The sequence below is a fragment of the Enhydrobacter sp. genome (assembly GCA_025808875.1).
GTDB lineage: Bacteria > Pseudomonadota > Alphaproteobacteria > Reyranellales > Reyranellaceae > Reyranella.
This window is the reverse complement of sequence record CP075528.1, coordinates 3157447-3181569: the sequence shown is the minus strand read 5'-3', so window position 1 is coordinate 3181569 and position 24123 is coordinate 3157447. Positions and strand designations below refer to the sequence as shown.

Here is a 24123-nt window from a genome sequence, read left to right as displayed (position 1 = left end):
TTCGCGGCGGATACTACTCATTGAGGCCCTTGCCGGGATAGGGATGGGTCGCGACCCAGTGGCGTGCGATGTCGATGCGTCGCGTGATCCACACGCCTGCGTGCTTCGTCATGTGGTCGAGCAAACGCTCCAGGCCGACCGTGCGTGCCGGCTGGCCGAGGATGCGGCAATGCATGCCGATCGACATCATCTTGGGCTGGGTCGCGCCCTCGCGATAGAGCATGTCGAAGGCATCGCGCACCAGGGAGAACCATTGGTCCGACGTGCCGACCGAGCCGCCGGCATACTTGCCGTCGTTGGTGGCGAGCGAGTAGGGCACGACGAGGTGCGGCCTGCCGTCGACGGTCAGCCAGAACGGCAGCTCGTCGCCGTAGTAGTCCGAGTCGTAGAGGAAGCCGCCTTCCTCGACGAGCAGTCGCCGCGTGTTCACGCTCGGTCCGTAGCGGCAGTACCAGCCGAGCGGCCGCTCGCCCGTCATCCTGCGGATGGCGGCGACGCCTTTCGCGATGTGCTCGCGCTCCTCGGCCTCGCTGAGCTCGGGATGCATGATCCAGCGCCAGCCGTGCGAGCAGACGTCGTGGCCGGCTCGAACGATGGCGGCCGAGGCGGCGGGATTGCGCTCCATCGCCAGCGCGCAACCGAACACCGTCATCGGCAGGCCGCGCTGCTCGAAGACGCGCATCAGCCGCCAGAAGCCGACCCTGCTGCCGTACTCGAACAGGCCTTCGCCCGCGAGATCGCGGCCGCTGACGACCTGGCCGAGTCCCATCGCCTCGGTGAGCGCCAATTCGGTGCGGCTCTCGCCGTCCTGCACCGAGGGCTCCGAGCCTTCCTCGTAGTTCATCACGAAATTTACGGCGATGCGCGCGCCGTTCGGCCATTTCGGATCGGGCGGGCTGGCGCCGTATCCGATGAAGTCGCGGCGAACGTCGTAGGCCATGCGGGGCTCCGTCAGGGAATGCGCACGACGAAGGGCTCGACCGGCACGAACTCCTCGTCACCCTTGCCGCCGTCGCGCCACATGAAGACGGCGAAGCGGCCGGGCCGGTCGAGCACGGTGAGTCCGTGGTGCCAGGTGTTGGGCCTGTAGGTGATGCCCTGCTTGCCCGTGGCAATGAAGGCCCTGACGGCACCGACGTCGGGGCCGCCCTGCGGCGCGTGCGGCGCCACCATGACCAGCCAGCGAGCGACGTCGAGCGGGATGAAGGTCTGCGACGAGAACTCGTGGCGCTCCAGCAGCTCCGCGCGCAGCGGCCGTTCGGAAGTCTCGCCCTTCAGGCTCACCGACAGGCTCGGCCAGGCTCCTGGCCTCAGGTTGCCGAGCGCTTCCTCGTAGTAGTTGCGGCCGGGCTGGTCGGGCACGTCGATGACGTCGCCGAACGGTGCGAAGGCCTCGCGCGTGAGCGGCTGCGGCAAGATCTCCATGGGCACTCCCTAGTCGCGCATGCGGCGGGTGAGGCCCACCGTCCATTCCATGACCAGCATCAGCAGAAAGGCCGCGGCGATCAAGACACCCGACACCGCGGCGATGCGCGGATCGAGCGTCGATTCCATCATTCCCCACATGCGGATCGGCAGCATGTCGGTCCGCGCCGTCGACAGGAACAGCGAAACCGGCACGTTGTCGAGTGAGGCCATGAAGGAGAGGAAGGCGCCGGCGGCGATGCCGGGCAGGATCAGCGGCAGCACGACGCGGCGCATCGTGTAGAACCAGCTCGCGCCGAGGCTGCGCGAGGAATCGAGCAGTGCGGGGTCGAGCTGCGACAGGCTCGCCGTCGTGGTGCGCAGTATGAACGGCACGGTCACGATCATGTGCCCGGCGACGATCAGGTTCAGCGAGGGTCTGAAGCCGATCAGGGTGAAGTACATCAGCGCCGCCAGGCCGAAGGTGAGGCCGGGCAGCACCAGGGGCGACATGAACACGCTGTCGGCGACGCGCGCGGCGGCGTGCCGGTTGCGCGTCAGGCCGAGCGCGGCCATGGCGCCGAGCAGCACGCCGAGCGCGGTCGACCAGGCGGCGACCTCGAGCGAGTTGGCGACGGCGCGATGGATCGGCCTGGAGCGGACCGGATCGAAGAGCTGCTCGTACCACTGCAAGGAAAAGCCCTGGGGCGGAAACTTGAGTGAGCGGCCCTCGGTGAAGGAGGTCATCAGCACGATGACCACCGGCGAGACGATGATGACGACGGCCAACAGCGCCAGTCCGCCGACGACCAGCGCGTAGGAGAGGTCGGCGAAGCTGCGGCGCCTACCCATGGAGATTCCCGCTCGAGCGGCGGCCGAGGAAGGAGAGGGCGGCGATGACCGACAGCACGGAGATCAGCAGCGACAGCGAGGCGACGGCGGCGAAGGGCCAGTTGAACACCACCAGCGACTGCTGCCAGATCAGCAGCGGCAGGTATATCAGCCGCACCCCGCCGATCACGGTCTGGGAGATGAAGGCGGTGGTGGCGCTGGCGAACACTAGCAGGCAGCCGGCGATCAGGCCCGGCATGCTGAGCGGCACGATCACGGTGAAGAGCGTGCGCCAGCGCGAGGCACCGAGCGAGGCCGAGGCGTCGCGCAGGTTGGGGTCGAGCCGCGACATGACGCTGATCAGCGGCAGCAGCATCAGCGGCATCTCGATCTGGGTCAGCGAGATCACCAGGCCGAGCTCGGTCTGCAGCAGGCGAAGTGGCTCGCTGATGACGCCGAGTCCGATCAGGAGCTGGTTGACGACGCCCTCGCGGCCCAGCACCACGATCCAGGCGAAGGTGCGCACCACGACGGAAAGCAGCAGCGGCATCACGATGACGAACAGGAGGACGCGCTGCAGGCGGCTCGGCAGGTCGATGAAGACCAGTGCCAGCGGATAGCCGATGACGACGGTGGCGAACACCGCCTTGGCGCCGAGCAGCAGGGTGTCGGCGATCACCTTGTAGTGGAAGGGGTCGCCGAAGAACTTGATCCATTGGCCGAAGCCGGGCTGCGTGATCCTCTCGTCGTTGAAGAAGCTCACGCCGACCAGAAGCAGCAGCGGTGCGGCGAACAGCGAGGCGAAGGCAAGGCCGAGCGGCAGCGCGAGCTGCCACTCGGCCGGCCTCCATCTCACTTCGCCATTTCCTTGTTGAACTTCTCGATCCAGCCCGCGCGCAGCGGATTGATCTTCGACCAGTCGTGGCGGACGTAGGTCGCCATCTCGTCGAGGTTCCGCATCGGCAGCGACGCTGGCAGCACGACCTCCTTGTTCACCGGGATGAAGTTGTGCGGCGGCTTGCAGAGAACGTCGCCGACCGCCTTGCTGACCACGGTGTCGAAGTACTTGTAGGCGTTCTCGGCGTCCTGCGACCCCTTGGCGATGTGCATGGTGGTGAAGAAGGCCACTGCGCCGCTCGCCGGCTTGACGAACTCGATGTCGACGCCGCGGCTCTTGAGGATGGCGACGGTCTGGATGTTGGTGTAGGTGATGTCGCACTGGCCCTGCTGCAGCAGGCCGGCCATGGCGGCGGGGTTGCCCACTGCAGCGATCTTCGGCAGCGCCTTCTTGAGCTCGACGAGAGCTGGCTCGACGTTGGTTTCCGAACCGCCGAACGCCTTGGCGATCTCGATCAGCGACACCGTGCCGAAGGTGGTCTGGAAGCCCGTAATGCCGAGCCGCGACACCCACGGATCGACCAGCAGGTCCTTCCAGTCCTTGGGGGGCGGCAGCTTCTTGGGATTGTAGCCGATGCCGACCACCTGCGCGCCGACGCAGATGCCCCATTCGTCGATCATGCCGGCGGGCAGCTTGGAAGCGTTGGTGATCTTTCGGCCGTCGAACTTCTCGAACAGGCCGCCCTCGATGCCGGTGATGCGCGGCCCCGGATCGAGCACGAAGGCGTCGAACGGGGGTGCGCCGCGCGCGGCCCGTACCTTGGCGATCTGGTCGACGGCATAGAGCGGCTGCAACTCGAGATCGATATCGTGTGACTTCTTGACCGCCGGCGCGACGACAGTGCGGTAGGCCTCTTCCCAGCTGCCCGGATAGGTCGCGGCGATGACGCTGCCCTTGGCGTGGGCCAGCGAGGGAAGAAGGGCGGCGCCGCCGAGCGCGCTGGCGCCGGCGAGCAGGTTTCTGCGGGTGAACATCTGGCTCTCTCCTCGGGTTATGACGGGACACGCGGAAACAGGGACGGGCGCGCGTCGGTCGCGAGCGCGCAGTAGACGCGCCCTGCCGGGCTGGAAGCGGCGGTGCGCGGTTCGACGATCTTGAGGGGTGTGCCGTCGGCGGTGCGCGCCTCGTGCACGAGCTGCGCGCCGAGCGGCAGGCTGAGGCCGGGTTCGACGCGCCAGGTGTCCGGTCCCGGCATCGACGACAGCACGAGTTGCTCGGGCCGAACCGACAGCAGCACCGCCGCGCCGACCTCGAGCGCCGGCGGCGCGGACAAGTCGAGCGTGGCACCCGAATCGAGCGTCACCGACGCGGTCTCGCCCCGGCGCGCGGCGATCCGGCCCGGCAAAAGGTTGGTGGTGCCGATGAAGCCGTTGACGAACAGGGTGCGTGGGCGATCGTAGATGGCGACCGGCGAATCGAACTGCTCGACCCTGCCCCCGTTCATGACGGCGATGCGGTCGGCGACGCTCATTGCCTCGTCTTGGTCGTGGGTCACCAGGATGGTGGTGAGACCGAGGGAGCGCTGCAGGCGTTTGACCTCGATCTGCATGTCGAGGCGCAGATTTCGGTCGAGAGCGGCGAACGGCTCGTCGAGCAGCAGGATCGACGGCTCGACGGCGAGCGCCCGGGCCAGAGCCACGCGCTGCTGCTGTCCGCCCGAAAGCTGGCGCGGCAGGCGCTGGCGGAAGCCACCGAGCTGCACGATGTCGAGAAAGCGCGAGACGCGGGCGAGCACGTCGGGCCCGCGCATGCCCCGGGCGCGCAGGCCGTAGGCGACGTTCTCCTCGACGGTCATATGCGGGAAGAGGGCGTAGTTCTGGAAGACGATGCCGACATTGCGCTGGTTGGCCGGCAGGTGGTCGATCGGCGTGCCGTCGACCCGGACCCTGCCGGCGGCCTGGCGGACGAAGCCCGCGACGACGCGCAGCAGGGTGGTCTTGCCGCAGCCCGACGGCCCGAGCAGGGCGACGACCTCGCCGGGCTCGATGGAGAGCGTCACGCCGTCGACCGCGAGAGCCTGGCCGTAGCGCACGGTCAGATCCTCGACGTCGAGGGTCAGTGCCGCCTTGGTCTGTCGCGCTGCCTGCACTCACCCCTCCGTCGCACGGGCGACGCAAGCGGCGTGCCAAGCGATCTTCCGGAGAGCGCGCGCGTCACGGTCCGAAGTCGAGCGGAATGTGCACATTTATTGACAAAATGTGCACATTATTTTATCAGGGTGTACCGTGACGCCCGATAGCCGCAGGAAGACCAGGCCGCCCCGCAAAGGCGACGTGGCCGCCGACAAGGCGGTCTACGACTCGATCCGGCGCGCCATGCACATGGGCCGGCTGCCGCCCGGCGCCCGGCTGCAGGAGCCGGTGCTGGCGCGCGTGCTGAAGGTCAGTCGCGAGCGCGTCCGCAAGGCGTTGCACCGGCTGGTGCACGAAGGCTGGCTCGAGGCCGTCCCCAATCGCGGCACCGTGGTGCCGGCGCTGTCGGTCGACGACATCCGCGAGATCTACGAGGTGCGCGCGCTGCTGGAGGCCGGCATCGTGCGCCGTCTGAGCGCCGCCATCGCGCCGGATCAGAAGCGAAAGCTGAAGGCGCACGTCCGGCAGGAACGGGTCGCCATCCGGCGCGACGACCGCGCCAGCCTGTTTGCGCTGTCGGGCCGGTTCCATGTCCTGCTGGCCGAACTCTGCGGCAACGCGCAGCTTGCGCACCTGCTGGGCGGCCTGCTGGCGCGGTCGACGATGCATTTCTCGTTGTCGGCGCCGGCCCGGTTCCACAACTGCGCCGGTCCCCACGATCACGGCGACATCGTCGCGGCGATCGCGGCGGGCAAAACGGAAAGGGCGAGCAGGTTGATGCTCGCCCATCTCACGGGTCTCGTCGAAATGCAGTCGGCGCGGCCGCCGACCCGCGGTCCGGTCGACCTGGCCGAGGCGTTCCGCGGCCTCTAGCCCAGCTTGCCCATCGCCACCGCGGTGTCGGACATGCGGTTGGAGAAGCCCCACTCGTTGTCGTACCAGCTCATGACGCGCACCAGCGTGCCGTCCATCACCTTGGTCTGGTCCATGTGGAAGGTCGAGGAGTGGCTGTCGTGGTTGAAGTCGATCGACACGTTCGGCGCGTCCGTCCAGCCCAGGATGCCCTTGAGCTGGTTGGCGGCGGCGAGCTTGATCGCCTTGTTGATCTCGTCCTTGTCGGTCTTCTTCCTGGCGACGAACTTGAAGTCGACGACGGAGACGTTCGGCGTTGGCACGCGGATCGCCACGCCGTCGAGCTTGCCGTTGAGCTCGGGCAGCACCAGGCCGACCGCCTTGGCCGCACCCGTCGAGGTCGGGATCATCGACAGCGCCGCCGCGCGGCCGCGATAGAGATCCTTGTGCATCGTGTCGAGCGTCGGCTGGTCGCCGGTGTAGGCGTGGATGGTGGTCATGAACCCCTTGTCGATGCCGACCGCGTCGTTCAGCACCTTGGCGACGGGCGCCAGGCAGTTGGTCGTGCACGAGGCGTTGGAGACGACGACGTGATCCCTGGTGAGCTTGTCGTGGTTGACGCCGTAGACGACCGTGAGGTCGGCGTTGTCGGCTGGAGCCGAAACCAGCACGCGCTTGGCGCCGGCGGCGACGTGCGCGGAGGCCTTGTCCTTGCTGGTGAAGATGCCGGTGCACTCCATGGCGATGTCGACGCCCAGCGCCTTGTGCGGCAGCTTTGCCGGATCGCGCTCGGCGGTCACCTTGATCTTGCCGCGACCGACGTCGAGCGTGTCGCCGTCGACCTTGACCTCGCCGTTGTACTTGCCGTGCACCGAGTCGAAGCGGAAGAGATGGGCGTTTGTCTCTACCGGGCCGAGATCGTTGATGGCGACGACCTCGATGTCCTTGCGGCCGGACTCCATGATGGCGCGCAGCACGTTGCGGCCGATGCGCCCGAAGCCGTTGATTGCAACTCGAACTGCCATGTCTTCCTCCGTTAGCCTGTCAGCCGACGCGCCGCCGCCGCGATCGCCTCGGCGGTGATGCCGAAATGCCTGAAGAGATCGCCCGCCTTGGCCGACGCCCCGAACCCCTTCATGCCGACGAACTCCCCCCTGGCGCCGAGCCAGCGCTCCCAGCCGAAGCCCGTAGCCGCCTCGCAGGCGACGCGCGCCGTGCCCTCGGGGCCCATGACCTGCCGCCGATATGTGTCGTCCTGGACGGCAAACAACTCCCAACTCGGCATGGACACAACCGCCGACTGGATGCCGTCTTTCGCCAGGAGATCGCGGGCCGCCAGCGCGAGATGGACCTCCGAGCCCGATGCGATCAGGCGCACCGGCGCGGCGCCATCGCCGGCCAGGATGTAGGCGCCGCGGCGGCACGGATTGTCGTCGCCCCCTTGAACCGACGAGGCACCGCGCACCGTCGGCAGGTTCTGCCGGGTGAGCGCGATGACGCTCGGGGTCGTGCGGCTTTCGAGCGCGATCTGCCAGCATTCGGCGGTCTCGATGGTGTCGGCCGGCCGCATCACCAGCAGATTCGGGATCGCGCGCAAGGCCGGCAGGTGTTCGACCGGCTGGTGCGTCGGGCCGTCCTCGCCGAGCCCGATCGAGTCGTGCGTCATGACATAGATCACGCACAGACCCATCAGTGCGGAGAGCCGGATCGACGGGCGACAGTAATCGGTGAAGACCAGGAACGTGCCGCCGTAGGGGATCACGCCGCCATGCAGGGCCATGCCGTTCATGGCCGCCGCCATCGCGTGCTCGCGGATGCCGTAATAGACGTAGCGCCCGGCCGCATCGGTGCGGCTCGCGCCCTTCAGGGTCGCGGTCTTGGTGTTGTTCGAGCCGGTGAGATCGGCCGAGCCGCCGACCGTGTCGGGCAGCACGGGATTGATCACCTCGAGCGCCTCCTGGCTCGACTTGCGCGTGGCCCACGACGGCTTCTCGCCGGCGATCTTCTCCTTGAAGGCGGCGATCGCCTCGCCGACGGCGGGCGGGATGTCGCCCTTGATGCGCCGATCGAACTCGGCGCGATCGGGCTCGGCCATCGCGGCGTGGCGCTTGACCCACTTGCGGCGCTGCGACTTGCCGCGCGCGCCGACCTTGCGCCAGGCGGTGAAGACGGGCTCCGGGATGTCGAAGGGCGCGTGTGCCCAGCCGAGCTTCTCGCGCGCGCCGGCGATCTCGTCCTTGCCGAGCGGCGAGCCGTGCGTGGCGGCGGTGCCGGCCTTGGTCGGCGCGCCGTAGCCGATCACGGTCTTGCAGGCGATCAGCGACGGCTTGTCCTCGACCTTGCGCGCCTTGCGGATGGCGCGGGTCACCGCCTCGGGATCGTGGCCGTCGACGCCCTGCACGTGCCAGCCGGCGGCGGCGAAGCGCTTCTTGTGGTCCTCCGACGTCGACAGCGAGGTCGGGCCGTCGATCGAGATGCCGTTGTCGTCGAACAGCACGATCAGCCGGCCGAGGCCGAGATGGCCGGCCAGCGTGATGGCCTCCTGGCCGATGCCCTCCATCAGGCAACCGTCGCCGGCGATGACGTAGGTGTAGTGATCGACGACGTCGCGGCCGAAGCGCTGGGCGAGCAACCGTTCGGCCAGCGCGAAGCCCACCGAGTTGCCGAGCCCCTGGCCGAGCGGTCCGGTCGTGGTTTCGATGCCACTGGCATGGCCGTACTCGGGATGGCCGGCGGTGCGGCTGCCGAGCTGGCGGAAGCGCTTCAGCTCGTCGAGCGTCATGTCGGCGTAGCCAGTCAGGTGGAGCAGCGAATAGAGCAGCATCGAGCCGTGGCCGGCGGAGAGGACAAAGCGATCGCGGTCCGGCCAGTGCGGATCGGTTGCGTCGAACTTCAGGAACCTGGCGAACAGGACCGTGGCGACGTCGGCCATTCCCATCGGCATGCCGGGATGGCCCGAATCCGCCTGCTGCACGGCGTCCATGGCCAGGGCCCTGATGGCGTTCGCCATGTCGCGATGGGCAGCGGCTTGTTCGGTCATCTTATGCGGGTGCCGTGTGGTTTTTTGAATGGCGCGCAACATGACGGCCACGTCCCGGAGCGTCAATGCGCAAAACCCGTCGCGGCGCCAAGATGTTGCGGGCGTCGTTGCTCCACAGGGACCACATGTTGACCGTCCACCGACGCTGCACTTAAGGTGACGCACATGGAGCAGACGATGCCGAAGCCTGCGAATGCGACCGATCGCGTGGACTTCGCGCTCAATCGTCTCGAATCGATGGTCGACCAGCGGTTGGCCGCCGAGAGGGCCCGCGCAGAGGACCTGGCCCGCCGGCTGAGTCGCCTCGAAGAGCAGCACGAAGAACTGAAGAAGGTGGCGGCGGAAGTGGAGGGTCGCCTGGAGCGCGCGATGGAATACATCCGCTCGCTGCTGGCGGCCGATCAACAGTGACGGCGGAGCCGTCGTCGAAGTAGACTTCAATCCCCCTCGAACGCCCGAAAACAGGGCGCAATAAATGGAGAAGCGGAAATGCCGCAGGTTTCGATTCAAATCGCCAATCGCACCTACGAGCTCGCCTGCGGCGCAGGCGAGGAAGAGCGCGTTCAGGAACTGGCCGCCTATGTCGACGAGAAGGTTTCGGCGTTGCGACTGCAGATGCCGCCGGGCACGCCCGAGGTGAAGCTGCTGGTTTTCGCCGCCATCCTGCTCGCCGAGGAGAGTCGCGAGGCGCGCGGCATCGCCCGGCAGGCCGAGACGGCGCGCGCCAGCGCGTCGGACAGTGCCGACACCCTGGCGACCGCCCTCGAGGAACTGATCACCGCCCGGGTCGACAAGATGCAGAGAAAGGTGAGCGGCGCGGCCTGATTTTGGCGGATGTGCCGGATTGCGGTGGCCGCGTCGAATGCCTAGATTCGGTGCGGGGCGGAATTCTGCGCGGTGCGTGGTTCGCCTAAAAACCCCGGGGCCAATAAAGATCTCCTGGGAGCTGTCCCTGACCTTGGCCGTGGCCTTGGTCACACGGCGCCCACCTGCTTTTGCAGGCCTTGGAGGTTTTTACGACCACGGCCTATCGTGGAGCCGCCCCACCTTGCTCCCCGCTCGTCATGACCCTCGCTGAAAAGCGCACGCTGCGGGCGACCATGCTCGCCTGGCGCGCCGCCCTCGACGCCGACGAGCGCGGCTCGGCCGCGCAGGCGCTCGTCGCCACGTTTCGCGACGAGCGGCCGTTCGCCTCGCCCTGCTGCGTTGCGGGCTTCTGGCCGATGCGCGAGGAGATCGACGTGCGGCCGTTGATGATCGAGCTGATCAACGAAGGCTGCGAACTCGCGCTCCCCGTCGTGCGGGAGAAGGGACAACCCTTGTCGTTTCGCGTCTGGCGTCCCGGAGATTCGCTCGAGGCCGGCCTGTTCGGCACCCTTCAACCGACGGCGCGCCGCGCGATCGTGCAGCCCGACGCCCTGCTCGTGCCGCTCCTCGCCTGCGATCGGCAAGGCTGGCGGCTGGGATATGGCGGCGGCTTCTACGATCGGACGCTCGTGCATTTGCGCGCGCGGCGTGCGCTGACCGCCGTGGGAGTCGGCTTCGATGCGCAGTTCCTGCCCGAGGTGCCGCACGAGCCGGACGATCAAAGGCTCGATTGGCTGTTGACCGACCGGCGTGCTTGCGCCTTTGTCTGAACCATGAAGATTTTGTTTTGCGGCGACATCGTCGGCCGCTCCGGCCGCGAGGCGGTGATCGGCAACGTGCCGCGCCTGCGTCGCGAGCTCGGTCTCGACTTCGTCGTGGTCAACGGCGAGAACGCCGCCGCGGGCTACGGCATCACCGCCAAGATCTGCGGCGAACTGCACGAGGCGGGCGTCGACTGCATCACCACCGGCAACCACGTCTGGGATCAGCGCGAGATCGTGCCCTACATCGCCCAGGACAAGCGGTTGCTGCGGCCGGTGAATTTCCCGCCCGGCACGCCGGGCTGGGGCGTCAACCTGTTCGAGACGGCGCGCGGCCAGAAGATCGTGGTGATCAACGCCATGTGCCGGCTGTTCATGGACGCACTCGACGATCCGTTCCGGGCGGTCGAGGCGGAGCTCGCGCGCTACACGCTCGGCCGGTCGGCGCACTTCATCCTGGTCGATGTGCATGGCGAGGCGACCAGCGAAAAGCAGTCGATGGGCCATTTCTGCGATGGCCGCGTGTCGGCCGTCCTCGGCACGCACAGCCACATCCCCACCGCCGACGCCTGGGTCCTGCCCGGCGGCACCGCCTACCAGACCGATGTCGGCATGTGCGGCGACTACGATTCGGTGATCGGCATGAAGAAGGACATCGCCATCCAGCGCTTCATCCGCAAGGTGCCCGGCGAGCGGCTGGTGCCCGCAGACGGCGAGGGCACCCTTTGCGCCGCGATTGTCGAGAGCGACGACAAGACCGGGCTCGCCAGGTCGATCCGGCCGGTCCGGATCGGGGGCCGGCTGGCGGCCACCGCCTGATTGCAGCATCTTGTATCCCGCAACGGGCATCCGTACCTATTAGAGGTACTTGAAGGCTTTCGTTGACGGCCTGGGGAAAATCCGGCATCCTTTTGATGTTAAAGGATTTTTCGCCGTGTCGGCGAACTGTCTTCAAGGTTAGAGGGGGCGTCGGAATCTAGGTTCCGACGTTTTTTAGCGGGGGCTTCGGCCCCCGCCTTTTTTTGTGCCGATGGCCAAAGCGTCGTCTCTAACACTCCCAAAACCCACGAGAAGTGGTATAGGCGCCCGATCAACTCACCGAATCTGGTTGTCGGGCCATGGCGGGCCATTCGCAGTTCAAGAACATCATGCACCGCAAGGGGCGCCAGGACGCCCAGCGGGCCAAGATCTTCACCAAGCTGATCCGTGAAATCACGACGGCGGCGCGTCTGGGATCGCCCGATCCGGCGTCCAACCCGCGACTGCGGGCGGCGATGATCGCGGCGCGCGAGGCCAACATGACGCGCGACACCATCGATCGCGCCATCAAGCGCGGCTCGGGTGCCGATGCCGACGCCAACTACGACGAGGTGCGCTACGAGGGGTACGGGCCGGGTGGTGTTGCTCTGATCGTCGAGGCGCTGACCAACAACCGCAACCGCACGGCCGGCGAGGTGCGCTCGATCTTCACCAAGCACGGCGGCAATCTCGGCGAGACCAACAGCGTCTCCTTCATGTTCGACCGGGTCGGCGAGTTCCGCTTCCCTCTCGCGGCCGGCACCGCCGACCAGGTGATGGAAAAGGCGATCGAGGCGGGCGCCGACGATGTCGCCACCGCCGAGGGCGAGGGTGGCGGCCACGAGGTCATCGCCGCCCAGGACAGTTTCAGCGTCGTGCGCGAAGCGCTCGAGAAGTCGCTGGGCGAGCCGTCGTCGGCCAAGCTGGTGTGGCGGCCGAAGACGACCGCGCCGGTCGAAGGCGACGTGGCGCGGACCCTGCTCGACATGATCGCGGCGCTCGAAGACAACGACGACGTGCAGAACGTCTACGCCAACTTCGAGCTGTCGGACGACGCTCTGGCGAAGTTCGCGGCCTGACCGGGGCCATGAGACTGATCGGCCTCGATCCCGGTCTTCGCCTGACCGGCTGGGGCGTGATCGACGTCGACGGCAATCGCCTGCGCCACGTGGCGCACGGCGTGATCAAGGTGGCGGGCGACCGCAGCCTCGCCGAGCGGCTGGCCGATCTGTTCGACGGCGTCGCCGGCGTGATCGCCGCCCGGCGTCCGTCGGAAGCGGCGGTCGAGGAGACATTCGTGAACGTCAATCCGGGTTCGACTCTCAAGCTTGGCCAGGCGCGCGGCGTGGTGCTGCTGGCGCCGGCGCGGGCCGGATTGCCGGTGTTCGAGTATGCCGCGCGGCTGGTGAAGAAGTCGGTGACCGGGGTGGGCCAGGCCGACAAGCGGCAGATCGCGATGATGGTCGGCCGTCTGCTGCCCGGCGTCGACGCCACGGCCGACGCCGCCGACGCACTCGCCGTCGCCATCTGCCACGCCCATCACCGCGCCACGGCGCGCCGCATCGAGGCCGCCCCGTGATCGCGCGACTGAAGGGCATCGTCGAATCGATCGACGGCGACAGCGCCGTGATCGACGTATCGGGCGTCGGTTATCTCGTCGCCGCATCGGCGCGCACCCTGCGCGACCTCGTGGTTGGCGGGCCGGTGACGGTGCTGGTCGAGACGATCGTGCGCGAGGACGCGATCGCGCTCTACGGCTTCCTCGACACCGCCGAGCGCGACTGGTTCCGCATCCTGACCACCGTCCAGGGTGTGGGCGCCAGGGTTGCGCTGTCGATCCTCTCGACCTTGGCGCCCGACGAGATCGCGCGTGCCATCGCCGCGCAGGACCGTGCCACGCTCAGCCGGCCCGCCGGCGTCGGGCCCAAGCTCGCCGCGCGCCTGGCGACCGAGTTGAAGGACAAGGCCGCCGTGTTCGGCGTTGCGTCCGCCGCCAGGTCCGAACAGGCCGCCGCGCCGGTTCAGGCCGGCTCGATCAACGAGGACGCCGTGTCCGCGCTGGTCAATCTCGGCTACCGCCGGGTCGAGGCGTTCGGCGCGGTGGCGCGTGTCGCTCAGCGGCTGGGCGCCGAGGCCAGGCTCGACGCGGTGATCCGCGCCGGCCTGCAGGAGCTGTCGCGGTGAACGGCGAGCCCGAACGCCTGGTCGCGTCCAGGCGGGCCGAGGAAGACGCCGCGGAGCCGATGCTGCGTCCGCAGGCGCTCGACGAGTTCATCGGCCAGAAGCAGGTGCGCGAGAATCTCAGGATCTTCATCGCCGCGGCCAGCGCCCGCGGCGAGGCGCTCGACCACGTGCTGTTCCACGGCCCGCCCGGCCTCGGCAAGACGACCCTGGCGCAGATCGTGGCGCGCGAGATGGGCGTCGGCTTCCGCGCCACCTCGGGACCGGTGATCCAGAAGGCCGGCGACCTCGCCGCCCAGCTCACCAACCTGCAGCCGCGCGACGTGCTCTTCATCGACGAGATCCATCGGCTCAATCCGGCGATCGAGGAGATCCTCTATCCCGCGATGGAGGACTTCCAACTCGACCTGATGATCGGCGAGGGGCCTGCCGCCCGCTCGGTGCGCATCGATCTGCCGCCCTTCACCCTGGTCGGCGCGACCACCCGTTCGGGATTGATGACCCGACCCTTGCGCGAGCGCTTCGGCATTCCGCTGCGCATGGTGTTCTACGAACCGGCCGAACTCGAGACGATCGTGCGTCGTGCCGCGCGCGTGCTGAAGCTCGAGCTGGCGGGCGATGGCGCGGCCGAGATCGCCAAGCGCTCGCGCGGCACGCCGCGTGTCGCCAACCGCCTGCTGCGGCGCGTGCGCGACTTCGCCGCCGTCGCCGGCCACAAGGCGGTCGATGCGCGGGCGGCCGACGCGGCGTTGACGCGGCTCGAGGTCGACGGGCGCGGGCTCGACGCCATGGATCGTCGCTATCTCGCCTGCATCGCCGAGAACTACGGCGGCGGCCCGGTCGGCGTGGAGACGCTCGCCGCCGCGCTCTCCGAGCAGCGTGACGTCATCGAGGACGTGATCGAGCCCTACCTGATGCAACTCGGCTTGCTGATGCGCACGCCGCGCGGGCGGCTGCTGGCCGAGGGTGGCTATCGTCATCTCGGACTCGCCATGCCCAGGGAGCAGCGGCATCAGCTCGACCTGCTGTCGGGCGATGGGTCGGTGGAGGAGGCGTGAGCAGCGAACCGACGTCGGGGCGCTTCGTGGACGGCGCCCACATCCTGCCGCTGCGGGTCTACTACGAGGACACGGATGCCGCCGGCATCGTCTACTACGCCAACTGGCTGCGCTTCCTGGAGCGCGGCCGCACCGAGCTGTTGAGGCTGCTGGGGCAGGAGCACAGCGCGCTGCGCGACGAGCGGGGCGTGAACTGGGTCGTGCGGCGCTGCCTCATCGACTACCTGCGGCCGGCCCGGCTCGACGAAACCATCGAAATCGTCACCACCTGCGGCGAACTGCGCGGGGCGTCGCTCGACATGCTGCAGCAGGCTCGGCGCAGCGGGGATGTCCTGGTCCGCGCCGAGCTGACGGTCGCCTGCATGGGCGCGACCGGCCGCCCGGTGCGGTTGCCGCCGCACCTCAGGACGGCCTTGGCGCGCGTCGGCGCCGCCGACCCGCCCCGCTCACGCCATATTCACGTATGACCCTTTGAACCAACGGAGAAACGAATGAACGCCTACGCGCAGGTCGCCGGTACCCCCCTCGGCGGCAGCACGCCACCTTTGGATATGTCCATCTACGGCCTCTTCCTGCAGGCCGACTGGGTTGTGAAGGCGGTGATGATCGCACTCCTCCTGGCTTCGTTCTGGTCGTGGGCGATCATCTTCGAGAAGATGTTTCGGCTGCGCTCTTTGAAGAAGTCGGCGCAGTCGTTCGAGGACACGTTCTGGTCGGGCGTCTCGCTCGAGGATCTCTACGACCGCGTCGGCTCCAAGCCCGAGGATCCGATGTCGAGCGTGTTCTCGGCGGCGATGCGCGAATGGCGGCGCTCGCTCTCCAAGGGCCTGGCCGCCAGCGCGACGGCGCGCGCCGCGCTGCGCCAGCGCATCGAGCAGGTCATGAGCGTCACCATCCAGCGTGAAATGGAAGCCATCGAGAAGCGGCTCGGCTTTCTCGCGACGGTCGGCGCCAACGCGGTGTTCGTCGGCCTGTTCGGCACGGTGTGGGGCATCATGAACAGCTTCGGCCACATCGCCCAGTCGAAGAACACCTCGCTCGCCGTCGTCGCGCCGGGCATCTCCGAGGCGCTGTTCGCGACGGCCATCGGCCTCGTCGCCGCCATCCCGGCGGCCAGCGCCTACAACATCCTGTCGGGGCAGGTGATGCGCTACTCGCAGCAGCTCGAGGCCTTCGCCGGCGAGTTCATCACCATCCTGTCGCGTCAGCTCGAGGAGCAGGGCTGATGGCCGGCATCGTTCCCTCGGCAGGCGGTCCCCCGTCCGGCCGGTTCCGGCGCCGGCGCTTCGCGCCGATCGCCGAGATCAACGTCACGCCGCTGGTCGACGTGATGCTGGTGCTGTTGATCATCTTCATGATCACCGCGCCGCTCATGCAGGTCGGCGTCCCGGTCGACCTGCCCAAGACGAGCGCCCAGCAGGTCGGCGGCAAGGACGAGCCGATGGTGGTCAGCGTCAACAAGCAGGACGAGGTCTTCCTCGGCGAGACCAGGTACGAGCTCGGGGACCTCGCCGAGAAGCTCAAGGCCGTCCACGCCGAGAAGCCGGACCAGCGGGTCTTCATCCGCGGCGACAAGGACATCAACTACGGCCGCATGATGGAGGTCATGGGCGTCGTGATCGATTCCGGCTTCCGCCAGCTCGGCCTGCTCGGCGAGCAGGCGCAGCCGCCCGCGGCGGGAGGACGGCCGGCGCCGGCACCTCAGCCGGCCCCGAGGCGTTAGGGCAGGCGAGTACCGCATGTTCGACGGCGCCCCCGCCAGCATCGAGATGCGCACGCCGGCAGTGCTGTCGGCGGCGGTGCATGTCGTTGCCCTGGCGGCGGCGGTGGCGAACTTCAACTTCTTCAGCCGGCCGCCGGTCGAGCCGGAGCCGGTGATGGTCGAGTTCGAGGCGATCGACAAGAAGGCGGCGGCACCGACCGTCGGCAATCCGCCGCCCCAGCCCAAGGACGCCAAGATCGACACCGAAACTACGAAGGCGCCGCCGCCCAAGACGGCGGACCCGATCCCGGCGCCGGAGCCGCCGAAGCCGGACGTGGCGGAGGCCAAGCCGGTCGCGCCGAAGCCCGAGGTCAAGCCCAGGCCCGAACCGCCCAAGCCGGCCGAGGAGCTGATCGCGCTCAAGCCCAGGGAGCCGGACCCGCCCAAGGTCGAGAAGCCCCCCGAGCCGCCCAAGCCCGAGCCGCCCAAGCCCGAGGTGAAGAAGGTCGAGCCGCCCAAGCCCGCGCCGCCGAAACCCGCGCCGCCCAAGCCGAACGTCGATTCGATCGTCGACAGCCTGCTCAAGAACCAGGACTCCAAGACCAGGGTGCAGACCCCCGAGCAGCAGCCCAAGCCGGTTCAGCAGGTCACGCGACAGGCACCGCAGGCGCCCAACCTCGCCGCCGTGGTGACGGCGAGCGAAGTGGAAGGCGTGCGGCAGAAGATCCGCCCGTGCTGGAATTTCCCCGTCGGCGTGAAGGGGCAGGATCAGCTCGTCATAACGCTCGTGGTGCAGATGAACCAGGACGGCACGCCGGTGAAGGCCGACCTGCGCGAAACCGGCCGCTACAACAGCGATCCCGCCTACCGGGCCGCCGCAGACGCCGCGCATCGCGCCATCATGAACCCGCGTTGCCAGCCCTGGCCGTTGTCACCGGATAAATACAACGCGTGGCGCACGATCACCTTCAATTTCGATCCCCGCGACTACTGACAGAGAGCTCCGCGATATGACTCCGCTCCTGACCAAGAGGTTGGACATGCAGTTGCCCCGTCGAACGATCCTGGCTGCCTTGCCGATGGCGGTTCTCGCCGCTCCCGCGCGGGCGCAGCTCACGATCGACATCACGCGGCCGAACTTCGAGCCCAAGCCGATCGCCGTCGTCGACTTCGCGGGCGACCGCGTCGGCGCGGAGATGGCCACGGTGATCCGCAACAACCTGCAGAATTCCGGGCTGTTCCGCTCGATCCCGCCGGGCGCCTTCATCCAGCGCGAGATCAACCCCAACGCCGCGCCGCGCTTCCCCGAATGGCGCACCGCCGGCGCCGAGGGGCTGGTGGTCGGGCAGGTCACCCAGGTCGGCGGCAACATCAAGGTCGACTTCCGGCTGTGGGACGTCGTGGTCGGCCAGCAGCTCACCGGCTTCTCCTACACCAGCCAGCCCAACAACTGGCGGCGGCTCGCCCACATCATTTCCGACGCCATCTACAAGCGCGTGACCGGCGAGGAGGGCTACTTCGACACGCGCGTCGCCTATGTGTCGGAGACCGGGCCGCTCAACAACCGCACCAAGCGCATCGCCATCATGGATCAGGACGGCGCCAACAACCGCTACATCACCGACGGCCGGACGATTGCCATCACGCCGCGCTTCTCGCCGACCTTGCAGGAGATCGTCTACATGGCCTACGGTGAGCGCAACACGCCGCCGCGCGTCTACCTGCAGAACGTCGACAGCGGCCGTCGCGAGCTGCTCGGCGATTTCCCCGGCATGAGTTTTGCTCCACGCTTCTCGCCCGACGGCACCAAGGTGGCGATGAGTCTTTCCCAGGATGGCCGCACGAACCTCTACGAGATGGATGTGCGCGGCCGCAATCTGCGTCGGCTGACCAACTCGCCGTCCATCGACACCTCGCCGTCCTATTCCAACGACGGCACGCAGATCGTGTTCAATTCCGACCGCGGCGGCACACAGCAGCTCTACGTCATGAGTTCCAGCGGCGGCGGCGAGAAGCGCATCAGCTTCGGCGACGGACGCTATGCCACGCCGGTCTGGTCGCCGCGCGGCGACTACATCGCTTTCACCAAGATGACGGCCGGAACCTTCGGGATCGGCGTCATGCGGCCCGACGGCAGCGGCGAACGCATGCTGGCGAGCGGGTTCCTCGTGGAGGGCCCGACCTGGGCGCCCAATGGAAGGGTCCTCATGTTCTTCCGCCAGCAGCCCAACTCCGGAGGCCGGGCGGGTTCAGTGACACTGCATTCCGTGGATATCACCGGTCGCTTCGAGCGACAGGTGCCGACCCCCACGGACGCGTCCGATCCGGCGTGGTCACCCTTGATTCCGCAATAGCGGGGGATATCATCGCGCACCGGCCCGGGCGCGCCATCGCTCGGGTCGTTGCGTCTGGAAGTTGTGCAACCGAGAGGAGCGCGCCGGCGAGAGCCGGGGCGAATGAGGAATGAAGGCTTTCAAGGCAATCGCCGCCATCGCGGCACTGCTCGTCGCCGCCGCGTGCAGCAGCGAACAGCCGCCGGCTCCCGCCAGCACCACCGTGACGCCAGGCTCCGTCGCCGACTTCCGCCAGAATGTCGGCGACCGGGTGTTCTTCGACACCGATCAATCGGTCATTCGCCCCGACGGCCGCGAGACATTGAACCGGCAGGCCGAATGGCTGAAGAAGTACACCAACTATCAGATCATCATCGAAGGCCATTGCGATGAGCGTGGCACGCGCGAGTACAACCTCGCGCTCGGTGAGCGCCGCGCCAACGCCTCGCGCCAGTACCTGATCGCGCAAGGCATTCCGGCCCAGCGCATCAAGACCATCAGCTACGGCAAGGAGCGCCCCGACCCGGTCGGTTCGGACGAGGGGGCTTGGGCGCGCAACCGCCGCGCCATCACCGCCCTGCAGTAAGCCGCCGCGCCTGCGGGCATGGCAGACGCCGGCCGCTTCGCGGCCGGCGTTTTCGTTTGGAGTCGCGCCCGGCATGCCCGAAAATGGCCCGCTTTGACGTCGAACATCGAGCCTCCGATGAGAAGCCAGCTTTGAGAACCCAGCTTTCCGCCATCCTTCTCGTTGCCGCCTTGGCCCTGCCGAACGGCGCGCACGCGCAGCGCGTGGACCCGGTCTACATCGAGGACCGGCTCAACCAGCTGCAGCAGGCGATCACGCTGCTCACCGGCCAGGTCGAGCAGTTGCAATATCGCAACCAGCAGCTCGAGCAGCAGATGGAGAAGATGCAGGCCGACTACGAGTTCCGCCTCGAGCAGCTCGAGAAGGGCGGCGCCCGTCCCGGCGGGCCGGCGGCGGCCCGGCCCGGCCAACAGGCGGCGTCGCAGACCCCGCCGGCGGCCCGGCCGCCCGCACCTGGCGCGGCGCCTCCCGCGGCGCAGCCCGGCGCCGACCAGCTCTACCACGACGCCTTCAAGAAGCTGCAGGACGGCGACTACGCCGGTGCCGAGCAGGGCTTCAGGACGTTCGTGCAGCGCAACCCGCAGCACGTGCTGGCGGGCAACGCGCAGTACTGGCTGGGCGAGACCTACTACGCGCGCCGCGACTACCAGCAGGCCGCGGTCGCCTTCGCCGAGGGCTACAAGGTCTACAAGGCCAGTCCGAAGGGGCCGGACAATCTGCTCAAGCTCGGCATCACGCTCGCCGCGATGAACAAGAAGACGGAAGCCTGCACGATGTTCACCCGGTTCACGCAGGATTATCCGCGGGCCACCGATCTGCAGAAGCGGCGCGTGGCGCAGGAGCGCCAGAAGAACGGGTGCGGTTGAGCGCGGGTGCCGCGCTGCCGCTGTCGGCGCGCGAGTTCGCCGAACTGATGTCGCCGTTCGAGCCGTTCGAACGGCCGCCCGTGGTGGCGGTGGCCCTGTCGGGCGGGCGCGATTCCACCTGCCTCGCGCTGCTGGCGCATGAATGGGCCGTCGTGCGCGGCGGTGCCGCGTTTGCCCTGATCGTCGATCACGGCCTGCGCGCCGAAGCCGCCGCCGAGGCCGATGCAACGCACCGCCGGATGGAGAGCCTCGGCATCGCCGGCGAGGTGCTGCGCTGGGTCGGCGCCAAGCCGGCGCAGGGCATCCAGGAGGCGGCGCGCGTTGCGCGCTACGCACTGCTGTCCGAGGCGTGCGTCAGGCGCGGCATCCTTCATCTGCTCGTCGCCCACCACGCTGCCGACCAGGCCGAGACGGTGGTCATGCGGCACGAGCGCGGCAGCGGGCCCGACGGTCTGGCCGGCATGGCGGCGTTGGTCGAGCATCGCGACGTGCGCCTTCTGCGACCGTTGCTCGGCGTGGCGCGCGAGCGCTTGACCGCGACGCTCGAGGCGCGGGGTGTCGGTTGGGTCGAGGATCCGTCGAACGCCGACCTTCGTTTTGCCCGGTCGCGACTGCGCGCCGCGCCGCGGCAAGGGCGGACGCCGGTCGTCACCGGTGATCGCGGCGAGACCGAACGCCGGCTGGCCGAAACCGCCGTCGCGATCCTGGCGTTCACGCCGGATGGCAGCGTCTCGGTGGATTGCGAAGGGGTGGCGCGCCTCGACACTGCCTTGGCGGGCCGACTGTTGAGCCGGGTCGTTCAGGCGGTCGGCACGCGCGACCATCCGCCCCGCCGGGAGCGGCTGGAGCGCGCCGTGGCGCGGCTTTCGCGGGTCGAGGGGCGGGGACGGACCGGAAAAAGCCGCGATTTCACACTATCCGGCTGCCGGCTGATGCTGCGCAAGGCGCCGGGCGACGGTCGGCTGTGCTGGATTGTCCGGTGCGAAAATGGCAGGAAAAGCGGTAAGAACCGGGGGCAACCCCTCATCCCGGCCGCTTTTTTCGCTTGCGGCACGCCGGTTGGAACCCATCTAGACTGACAACTCCCTTCGACGGATTTCGCCCCTGTGAACCCCTTCAATCGTAACGCCGCCCTGTGGATTGTCATCGTCCTGCTGCTGGCGCTTCTCTACAGCGTCTTCCAGGGCGGAACGACCCGGTCGGCCGGCAACACCGTCTCCTATTCGGACTTCGTGCGCGCCGTCGAGCAGCGCCAGGTCCAGGACGTGCGCATCTCCGGCAACACCATCACCGGCACCTTCCGCGAGCCGCGCAACGGCCTGCAGAAGTTCGCGACCTACATCCCGAGCACCCCGCCCGACGATCAGCTCATGCCGATGCTGATCAAGAACGTCGACCGGGTCGAGGCCGGGCCGGCCGAGGAGGGCGTCAATCTCGGCAGCATCTTCGTCAGCTGGCTGCCGGTGCTGGTGCTGGTCGGCGTCTACATCTTCTTCCTGCGCCAGATGCAGAGCGGCACCGGCCGCGCCATGGGCTTCGGCAAGTCGCGCGCGCGCCTGCTCACCGAGAAGCACGGCCGCGTCACCTTCGAGGACGTCGCCGGCATCGACGAGGCCAAGGCCGAGCTCGAGGAGATCGTCGACTTCCTCAAGGATCCGCAGAAGTTCCAGCGCCTCGGCGGCAAGATTCCCAAGGGCTGCCTGCTGGTCGGTCCGCCGGGCACCGGCAAGACCTTGCTGGCGCGCGCCATCGCGGGCGAGGCCAACGTGCCGTTCTTCACCATCTCGGGCTCCGACTTCGTCGAGATGTTCGTCGGCGTCGGCGCCAGCCGCGTGCGCGACATGTTCGAGCAGGCCAAAAAGAACGCGCCCTGCATCGTCTTCATCGACGAAATCGACGCCGTCGGCCGCCATCGCGGCGCCGGCCTGGGCGGCGGCAACGACGAGCGCGAGCAGACGCTCAACCAGCTGCTGGTCGAGATGGACGGCTTCGAATCGAACGAGGGCGTCATCCTGATCGCGGCGACCAATCGTCCCGACGTGCTCGATCCGGCGTTGCTGCGCCCGGGCCGCTTCGACCGCCAGGTCATCGTGCCGAACCCCGACGTCGGCGGCCGCGAGAAGATCCTCAAGGTCCACATGCGCAAGGTGCCGCTGGCGCCGGACGTCGATGCGCGCGTGGTCGCGCGCGGCACGCCGGGCTTCTCCGGCGCCGACCTCGCCAACCTCGTCAACGAGGCGGCGTTGCGCGCCGCGAGGGTCGGCAAGCGCCTCGTCACCATGGCCGACTTCGAGTACGCCAAGGACAAGGTGCTGATGGGCACCGAGCGCCGCTCGATGGCGATGACCGACGAGGAGAAGAAGCTCACGGCCTATCACGAGGCCGGCCACGCCCTGGTCGCGCTGCACGTCCCGAAGTCCGACCCGCTGCACAAGGTGACGATCATCCCGCGCGGCCGCGCGCTCGGCGTCACCATGCAGCTGCCGGAGCGCGACCATCTCAGCCACACCAAGCTCTACCTGGAATCGCGGCTCGCCATCCTGTTCGGCGGCCGCACCGCCGAGGAGATCATCTTCGGACCGGAGAACGTCACGACGGGCGCCGCGAGCGACATCCAGGTCGCCACGCAGATGGCGCGCGGGATGGTCACGGCCTACGGCATGTCCGACAAGCTCGGCCGCGTGCGCTACCAGGCCAACGAGCAGGAAGTGTTCCTCGGCCACGCCGTGACCCAGCACCAGAACGTGTCCGAGGCGACAGCCCAGCTGATCGACCAGGAGGTCCGGCGCCTGATCGAGCAGGCCGAGGGGCAGGCCAAGCAGATCCTGACCGATCGCATCGACGACCTGCACAGGATCGCCAAGGCGCTGCTCGAATACGAGATGCTGAGCAACGACGAGATCGGCCAGGTCCTGCGCGGCGAGCCGATCGTGCGTGACGAGACCGGCGGTGCGGGCCACGGCCACGATCGGCGCCGCCGCGCCTCGGTGCCGACCACGACCGGCCCGGCGCCGGGGATCGATCCGGCGCCGCAGCCCGGCGTTTGATCCGGCGCTTCGCGGGCGTCGCGCTCGATCGCCCTCGGCTGATGGCGATCGTCAACGTGACACCCGATTCCTTTTCCGACGGCGGCGAGCGCCTCGATCCGGCACGCGCCGTCGTCGACGGCCTGCGGTTCCTGTCGGAAGGCGCCGACTTCCTCGACATCGGCGGCGAATCGACCCGGCCGGGCGCCTCGCCCATCTCGGTCGAGGAGGAGTTGCGGCGCGTGCTGCCGGTGGTCGAGAGGCTGGCGCGGCGCGGCGCGCCCGTCTCGATCGACACGCGGCGGGCCGAGGTCGCGCGCGCCTGCCTCGATGCCGGTGCCCGCATCGTCAACGACGTCTCCGCGTTGCGCGACGATCCCGACATGCTGCCGCTGGTGCGCGATCGCGCCGTCGCCGCCGTGCTCATGCATCGCCGCGGCGAGGCCGGCGACAGGTACACCGGCGCGCCCTATGCCGATGTCGTCGAGGACGTGCGCGGCTTCCTGATGGAGCGCGCCGCCGTCTGCGAACAGGCCGGTATCGCTCACGACGACATCGCGATCGATCCGGGCGTCGGTTTCGGCAAGAGCGTCGAGGAGAATGTCGCGCTGATCGCCGGAACCGGCCGCCTTGCCGCCGCCGGCTATCCGGTTCTCGTCGGCACCTCGCGCAAGGGCTTCATCGGCACGCTGACCGGCGTCGAGGAGCCGAAGCGCCGCGATCCGGCGTCGGTGTGGCTCGCCGTCGAGGCGGTGCGGCGCGGCGCCGCCATCGTGCGCGTGCACGACGTCGCCTCGACCCGGCAGGCCCTCGCCGTTTCGGCGGCGATGCTGTAAATTGCGCGCGAC

General features: G+C 68.4%; 27 protein-coding genes and 1 other RNA gene. 20 read left to right on the top strand and 8 right to left on the bottom strand.

Annotated features, from left to right (window positions below):
- Positions 1-13: 13 nt before the first annotated feature.
- From KIT25_15790 to KIT25_15765, 6 genes are read right to left on the bottom strand one after another with little or no spacing between them, the layout of a single operon-like run.
- Positions 14-940 carry an allantoinase PuuE gene (locus tag KIT25_15790; GenBank protein UYN93512.1) on the bottom strand — a complete coding sequence of 309 codons (927 nt, stop codon included), beginning with the start codon at positions 938-940 and terminating at the stop codon, positions 14-16.
- Positions 941-951: 11 nt separating this feature from the next.
- On the bottom strand, positions 952-1425 hold the full coding sequence (locus KIT25_15785) for an ureidoglycolate lyase (GenBank protein ID UYN93511.1): 474 nt from the start codon (positions 1423-1425) through the stop codon (positions 952-954).
- 9 nt (positions 1426-1434) lie between these two features.
- Positions 1435-2256, bottom strand: a complete 822-nt coding sequence (locus KIT25_15780; protein ID UYN93510.1) for an ABC transporter permease — start codon at positions 2254-2256, stop codon at positions 1435-1437.
- Positions 2249-3091, bottom strand: a complete 843-nt coding sequence (locus KIT25_15775) for an ABC transporter permease (GenBank protein ID UYN93509.1) — start codon at positions 3089-3091, stop codon at positions 2249-2251. The genes KIT25_15780 and KIT25_15775 overlap by 8 nt, the downstream gene beginning before the upstream one ends.
- Positions 3088-4107, bottom strand: coding sequence for an extracellular solute-binding protein (locus KIT25_15770; protein ID UYN93508.1), 1020 nt, complete (start codon positions 4105-4107; stop codon positions 3088-3090). The genes KIT25_15775 and KIT25_15770 overlap by 4 nt, the downstream gene beginning before the upstream one ends.
- Before the next feature lie 17 nt (positions 4108-4124).
- Entirely contained in the window at positions 4125-5222 is a 1098-nt protein-coding gene (locus KIT25_15765) for an ABC transporter ATP-binding protein (GenBank protein UYN93507.1), read from the bottom strand.
- A 136-nt stretch (positions 5223-5358) separates the two neighbouring features.
- On the opposite strand from KIT25_15765, the gene KIT25_15760 reads away from it, so the two are divergent.
- Positions 5359-6078 carry a GntR family transcriptional regulator gene (locus KIT25_15760; protein ID UYN93506.1) on the top strand — a complete coding sequence of 240 codons (720 nt, stop codon included), beginning with the start codon at positions 5359-5361 and terminating at the stop codon, positions 6076-6078.
- Here the strand turns inward: KIT25_15760 and gap are convergent.
- Together gap and tkt are read right to left on the bottom strand one after the other, a co-directional pair.
- Positions 6075-7082, bottom strand: a complete 1008-nt coding sequence (gap, locus tag KIT25_15755; protein UYN93505.1) for a type I glyceraldehyde-3-phosphate dehydrogenase — start codon at positions 7080-7082, stop codon at positions 6075-6077. The genes KIT25_15760 and gap overlap by 4 nt on opposite strands.
- Before the next feature lie 11 nt (positions 7083-7093).
- Positions 7094-9097 carry a transketolase gene (gene tkt / locus KIT25_15750; GenBank protein ID UYN93504.1) on the bottom strand — a complete coding sequence of 668 codons (2004 nt, stop codon included), beginning with the start codon at positions 9095-9097 and terminating at the stop codon, positions 7094-7096.
- A gap of 165 nt (positions 9098-9262) precedes the next feature.
- Here tkt and KIT25_15745 point away from each other — a divergent pair, with 165 nt between their 5' ends.
- The 19 genes from KIT25_15745 to folP all read left to right on the top strand — a co-directional run bounded on the left by KIT25_15745 (position 9263) and on the right by folP (position 24111).
- On the top strand, positions 9263-9508 hold the full coding sequence (locus KIT25_15745; protein UYN93503.1) for a hypothetical protein: 246 nt from the start codon (positions 9263-9265) through the stop codon (positions 9506-9508).
- A 78-nt stretch (positions 9509-9586) separates the two neighbouring features.
- The gene (locus KIT25_15740; protein UYN93502.1) at positions 9587-9922 is read left to right on the top strand and encodes a cell division protein ZapA; all 336 of its coding nucleotides are present in this window, start codon (positions 9587-9589) and stop codon (positions 9920-9922) included.
- A 59-nt stretch (positions 9923-9981) separates the two neighbouring features.
- Positions 9982-10140: non-coding RNA, 6S RNA (gene ssrS, locus KIT25_15735), on the top strand.
- Between the two features lie 21 nt (positions 10141-10161).
- Positions 10162-10734 carry a 5-formyltetrahydrofolate cyclo-ligase gene (locus KIT25_15730; protein UYN93501.1) on the top strand — a complete coding sequence of 191 codons (573 nt, stop codon included), beginning with the start codon at positions 10162-10164 and terminating at the stop codon, positions 10732-10734.
- Between the two features lie 3 nt (positions 10735-10737).
- On the top strand, positions 10738-11544 hold the full coding sequence (locus KIT25_15725; protein ID UYN93500.1) for a YmdB family metallophosphoesterase: 807 nt from the start codon (positions 10738-10740) through the stop codon (positions 11542-11544).
- Between the two features lie 299 nt (positions 11545-11843).
- Positions 11844-12602, top strand: coding sequence for a YebC/PmpR family DNA-binding transcriptional regulator (locus KIT25_15720; GenBank protein ID UYN93499.1), 759 nt, complete (start codon positions 11844-11846; stop codon positions 12600-12602).
- A gap of 8 nt (positions 12603-12610) precedes the next feature.
- The gene (ruvC, locus tag KIT25_15715; protein UYN93498.1) at positions 12611-13102 is read left to right on the top strand and encodes a crossover junction endodeoxyribonuclease RuvC; all 492 of its coding nucleotides are present in this window, start codon (positions 12611-12613) and stop codon (positions 13100-13102) included.
- Entirely contained in the window at positions 13099-13707 is a 609-nt protein-coding gene (gene ruvA, locus KIT25_15710; protein ID UYN93497.1) for a Holliday junction branch migration protein RuvA, read from the top strand. Before ruvC ends, ruvA begins: the two co-directional genes overlap by 4 nt.
- The gene (gene ruvB / locus KIT25_15705) at positions 13704-14762 is read left to right on the top strand and encodes a Holliday junction branch migration DNA helicase RuvB (GenBank protein UYN93496.1); all 1059 of its coding nucleotides are present in this window, start codon (positions 13704-13706) and stop codon (positions 14760-14762) included. Before ruvA ends, ruvB begins: the two co-directional genes overlap by 4 nt.
- Positions 14759-15229: a tol-pal system-associated acyl-CoA thioesterase gene (gene ybgC, locus KIT25_15700; GenBank protein UYN93495.1), complete on the top strand. Its 471-nt coding sequence runs from the start codon at positions 14759-14761 to the stop codon at positions 15227-15229. The genes ruvB and ybgC overlap by 4 nt, the downstream gene beginning before the upstream one ends.
- 24 nt (positions 15230-15253) lie before the next feature.
- On the top strand, positions 15254-15988 hold the full coding sequence (gene tolQ, locus KIT25_15695; protein UYN93494.1) for a protein TolQ: 735 nt from the start codon (positions 15254-15256) through the stop codon (positions 15986-15988).
- A complete protein-coding gene (gene tolR / locus KIT25_15690) occupies positions 15988-16485 on the top strand; it encodes a protein TolR (protein ID UYN93493.1) in 498 nt (165 codons plus the stop codon). Before tolQ ends, tolR begins: the two co-directional genes overlap by 1 nt.
- 16 nt (positions 16486-16501) lie before the next feature.
- Positions 16502-17458 carry a hypothetical protein gene (locus tag KIT25_15685; protein ID UYN93492.1) on the top strand — a complete coding sequence of 319 codons (957 nt, stop codon included), beginning with the start codon at positions 16502-16504 and terminating at the stop codon, positions 17456-17458.
- Between the two features lie 46 nt (positions 17459-17504).
- Positions 17505-18818 (top strand): Tol-Pal system protein TolB, encoded by a 1314-nt coding sequence (gene tolB, locus KIT25_15680; protein ID UYN93491.1) that lies wholly within the window; start codon positions 17505-17507, stop codon positions 18816-18818.
- A 109-nt stretch (positions 18819-18927) separates the two neighbouring features.
- Positions 18928-19383 (top strand): peptidoglycan-associated lipoprotein Pal, encoded by a 456-nt coding sequence (gene pal / locus KIT25_15675; GenBank protein ID UYN93490.1) that lies wholly within the window; start codon positions 18928-18930, stop codon positions 19381-19383.
- Between the two features lie 170 nt (positions 19384-19553).
- Positions 19554-20249: a tol-pal system protein YbgF gene (gene ybgF / locus KIT25_15670; GenBank protein ID UYN93489.1), complete on the top strand. Its 696-nt coding sequence runs from the start codon at positions 19554-19556 to the stop codon at positions 20247-20249.
- Entirely contained in the window at positions 20246-21328 is a 1083-nt protein-coding gene (gene tilS / locus KIT25_15665) for a tRNA lysidine(34) synthetase TilS (GenBank protein UYN93488.1), read from the top strand. Before ybgF ends, tilS begins: the two co-directional genes overlap by 4 nt.
- Positions 21329-21355: 27 nt before the next feature.
- Entirely contained in the window at positions 21356-23296 is a 1941-nt protein-coding gene (gene ftsH, locus KIT25_15660; GenBank protein UYN93487.1) for an ATP-dependent zinc metalloprotease FtsH, read from the top strand.
- Between the two features lie 41 nt (positions 23297-23337).
- Positions 23338-24111: a dihydropteroate synthase gene (gene folP, locus KIT25_15655; protein UYN93486.1), complete on the top strand. Its 774-nt coding sequence runs from the start codon at positions 23338-23340 to the stop codon at positions 24109-24111.
- Positions 24112-24123: the final 12 nt, after the last annotated feature.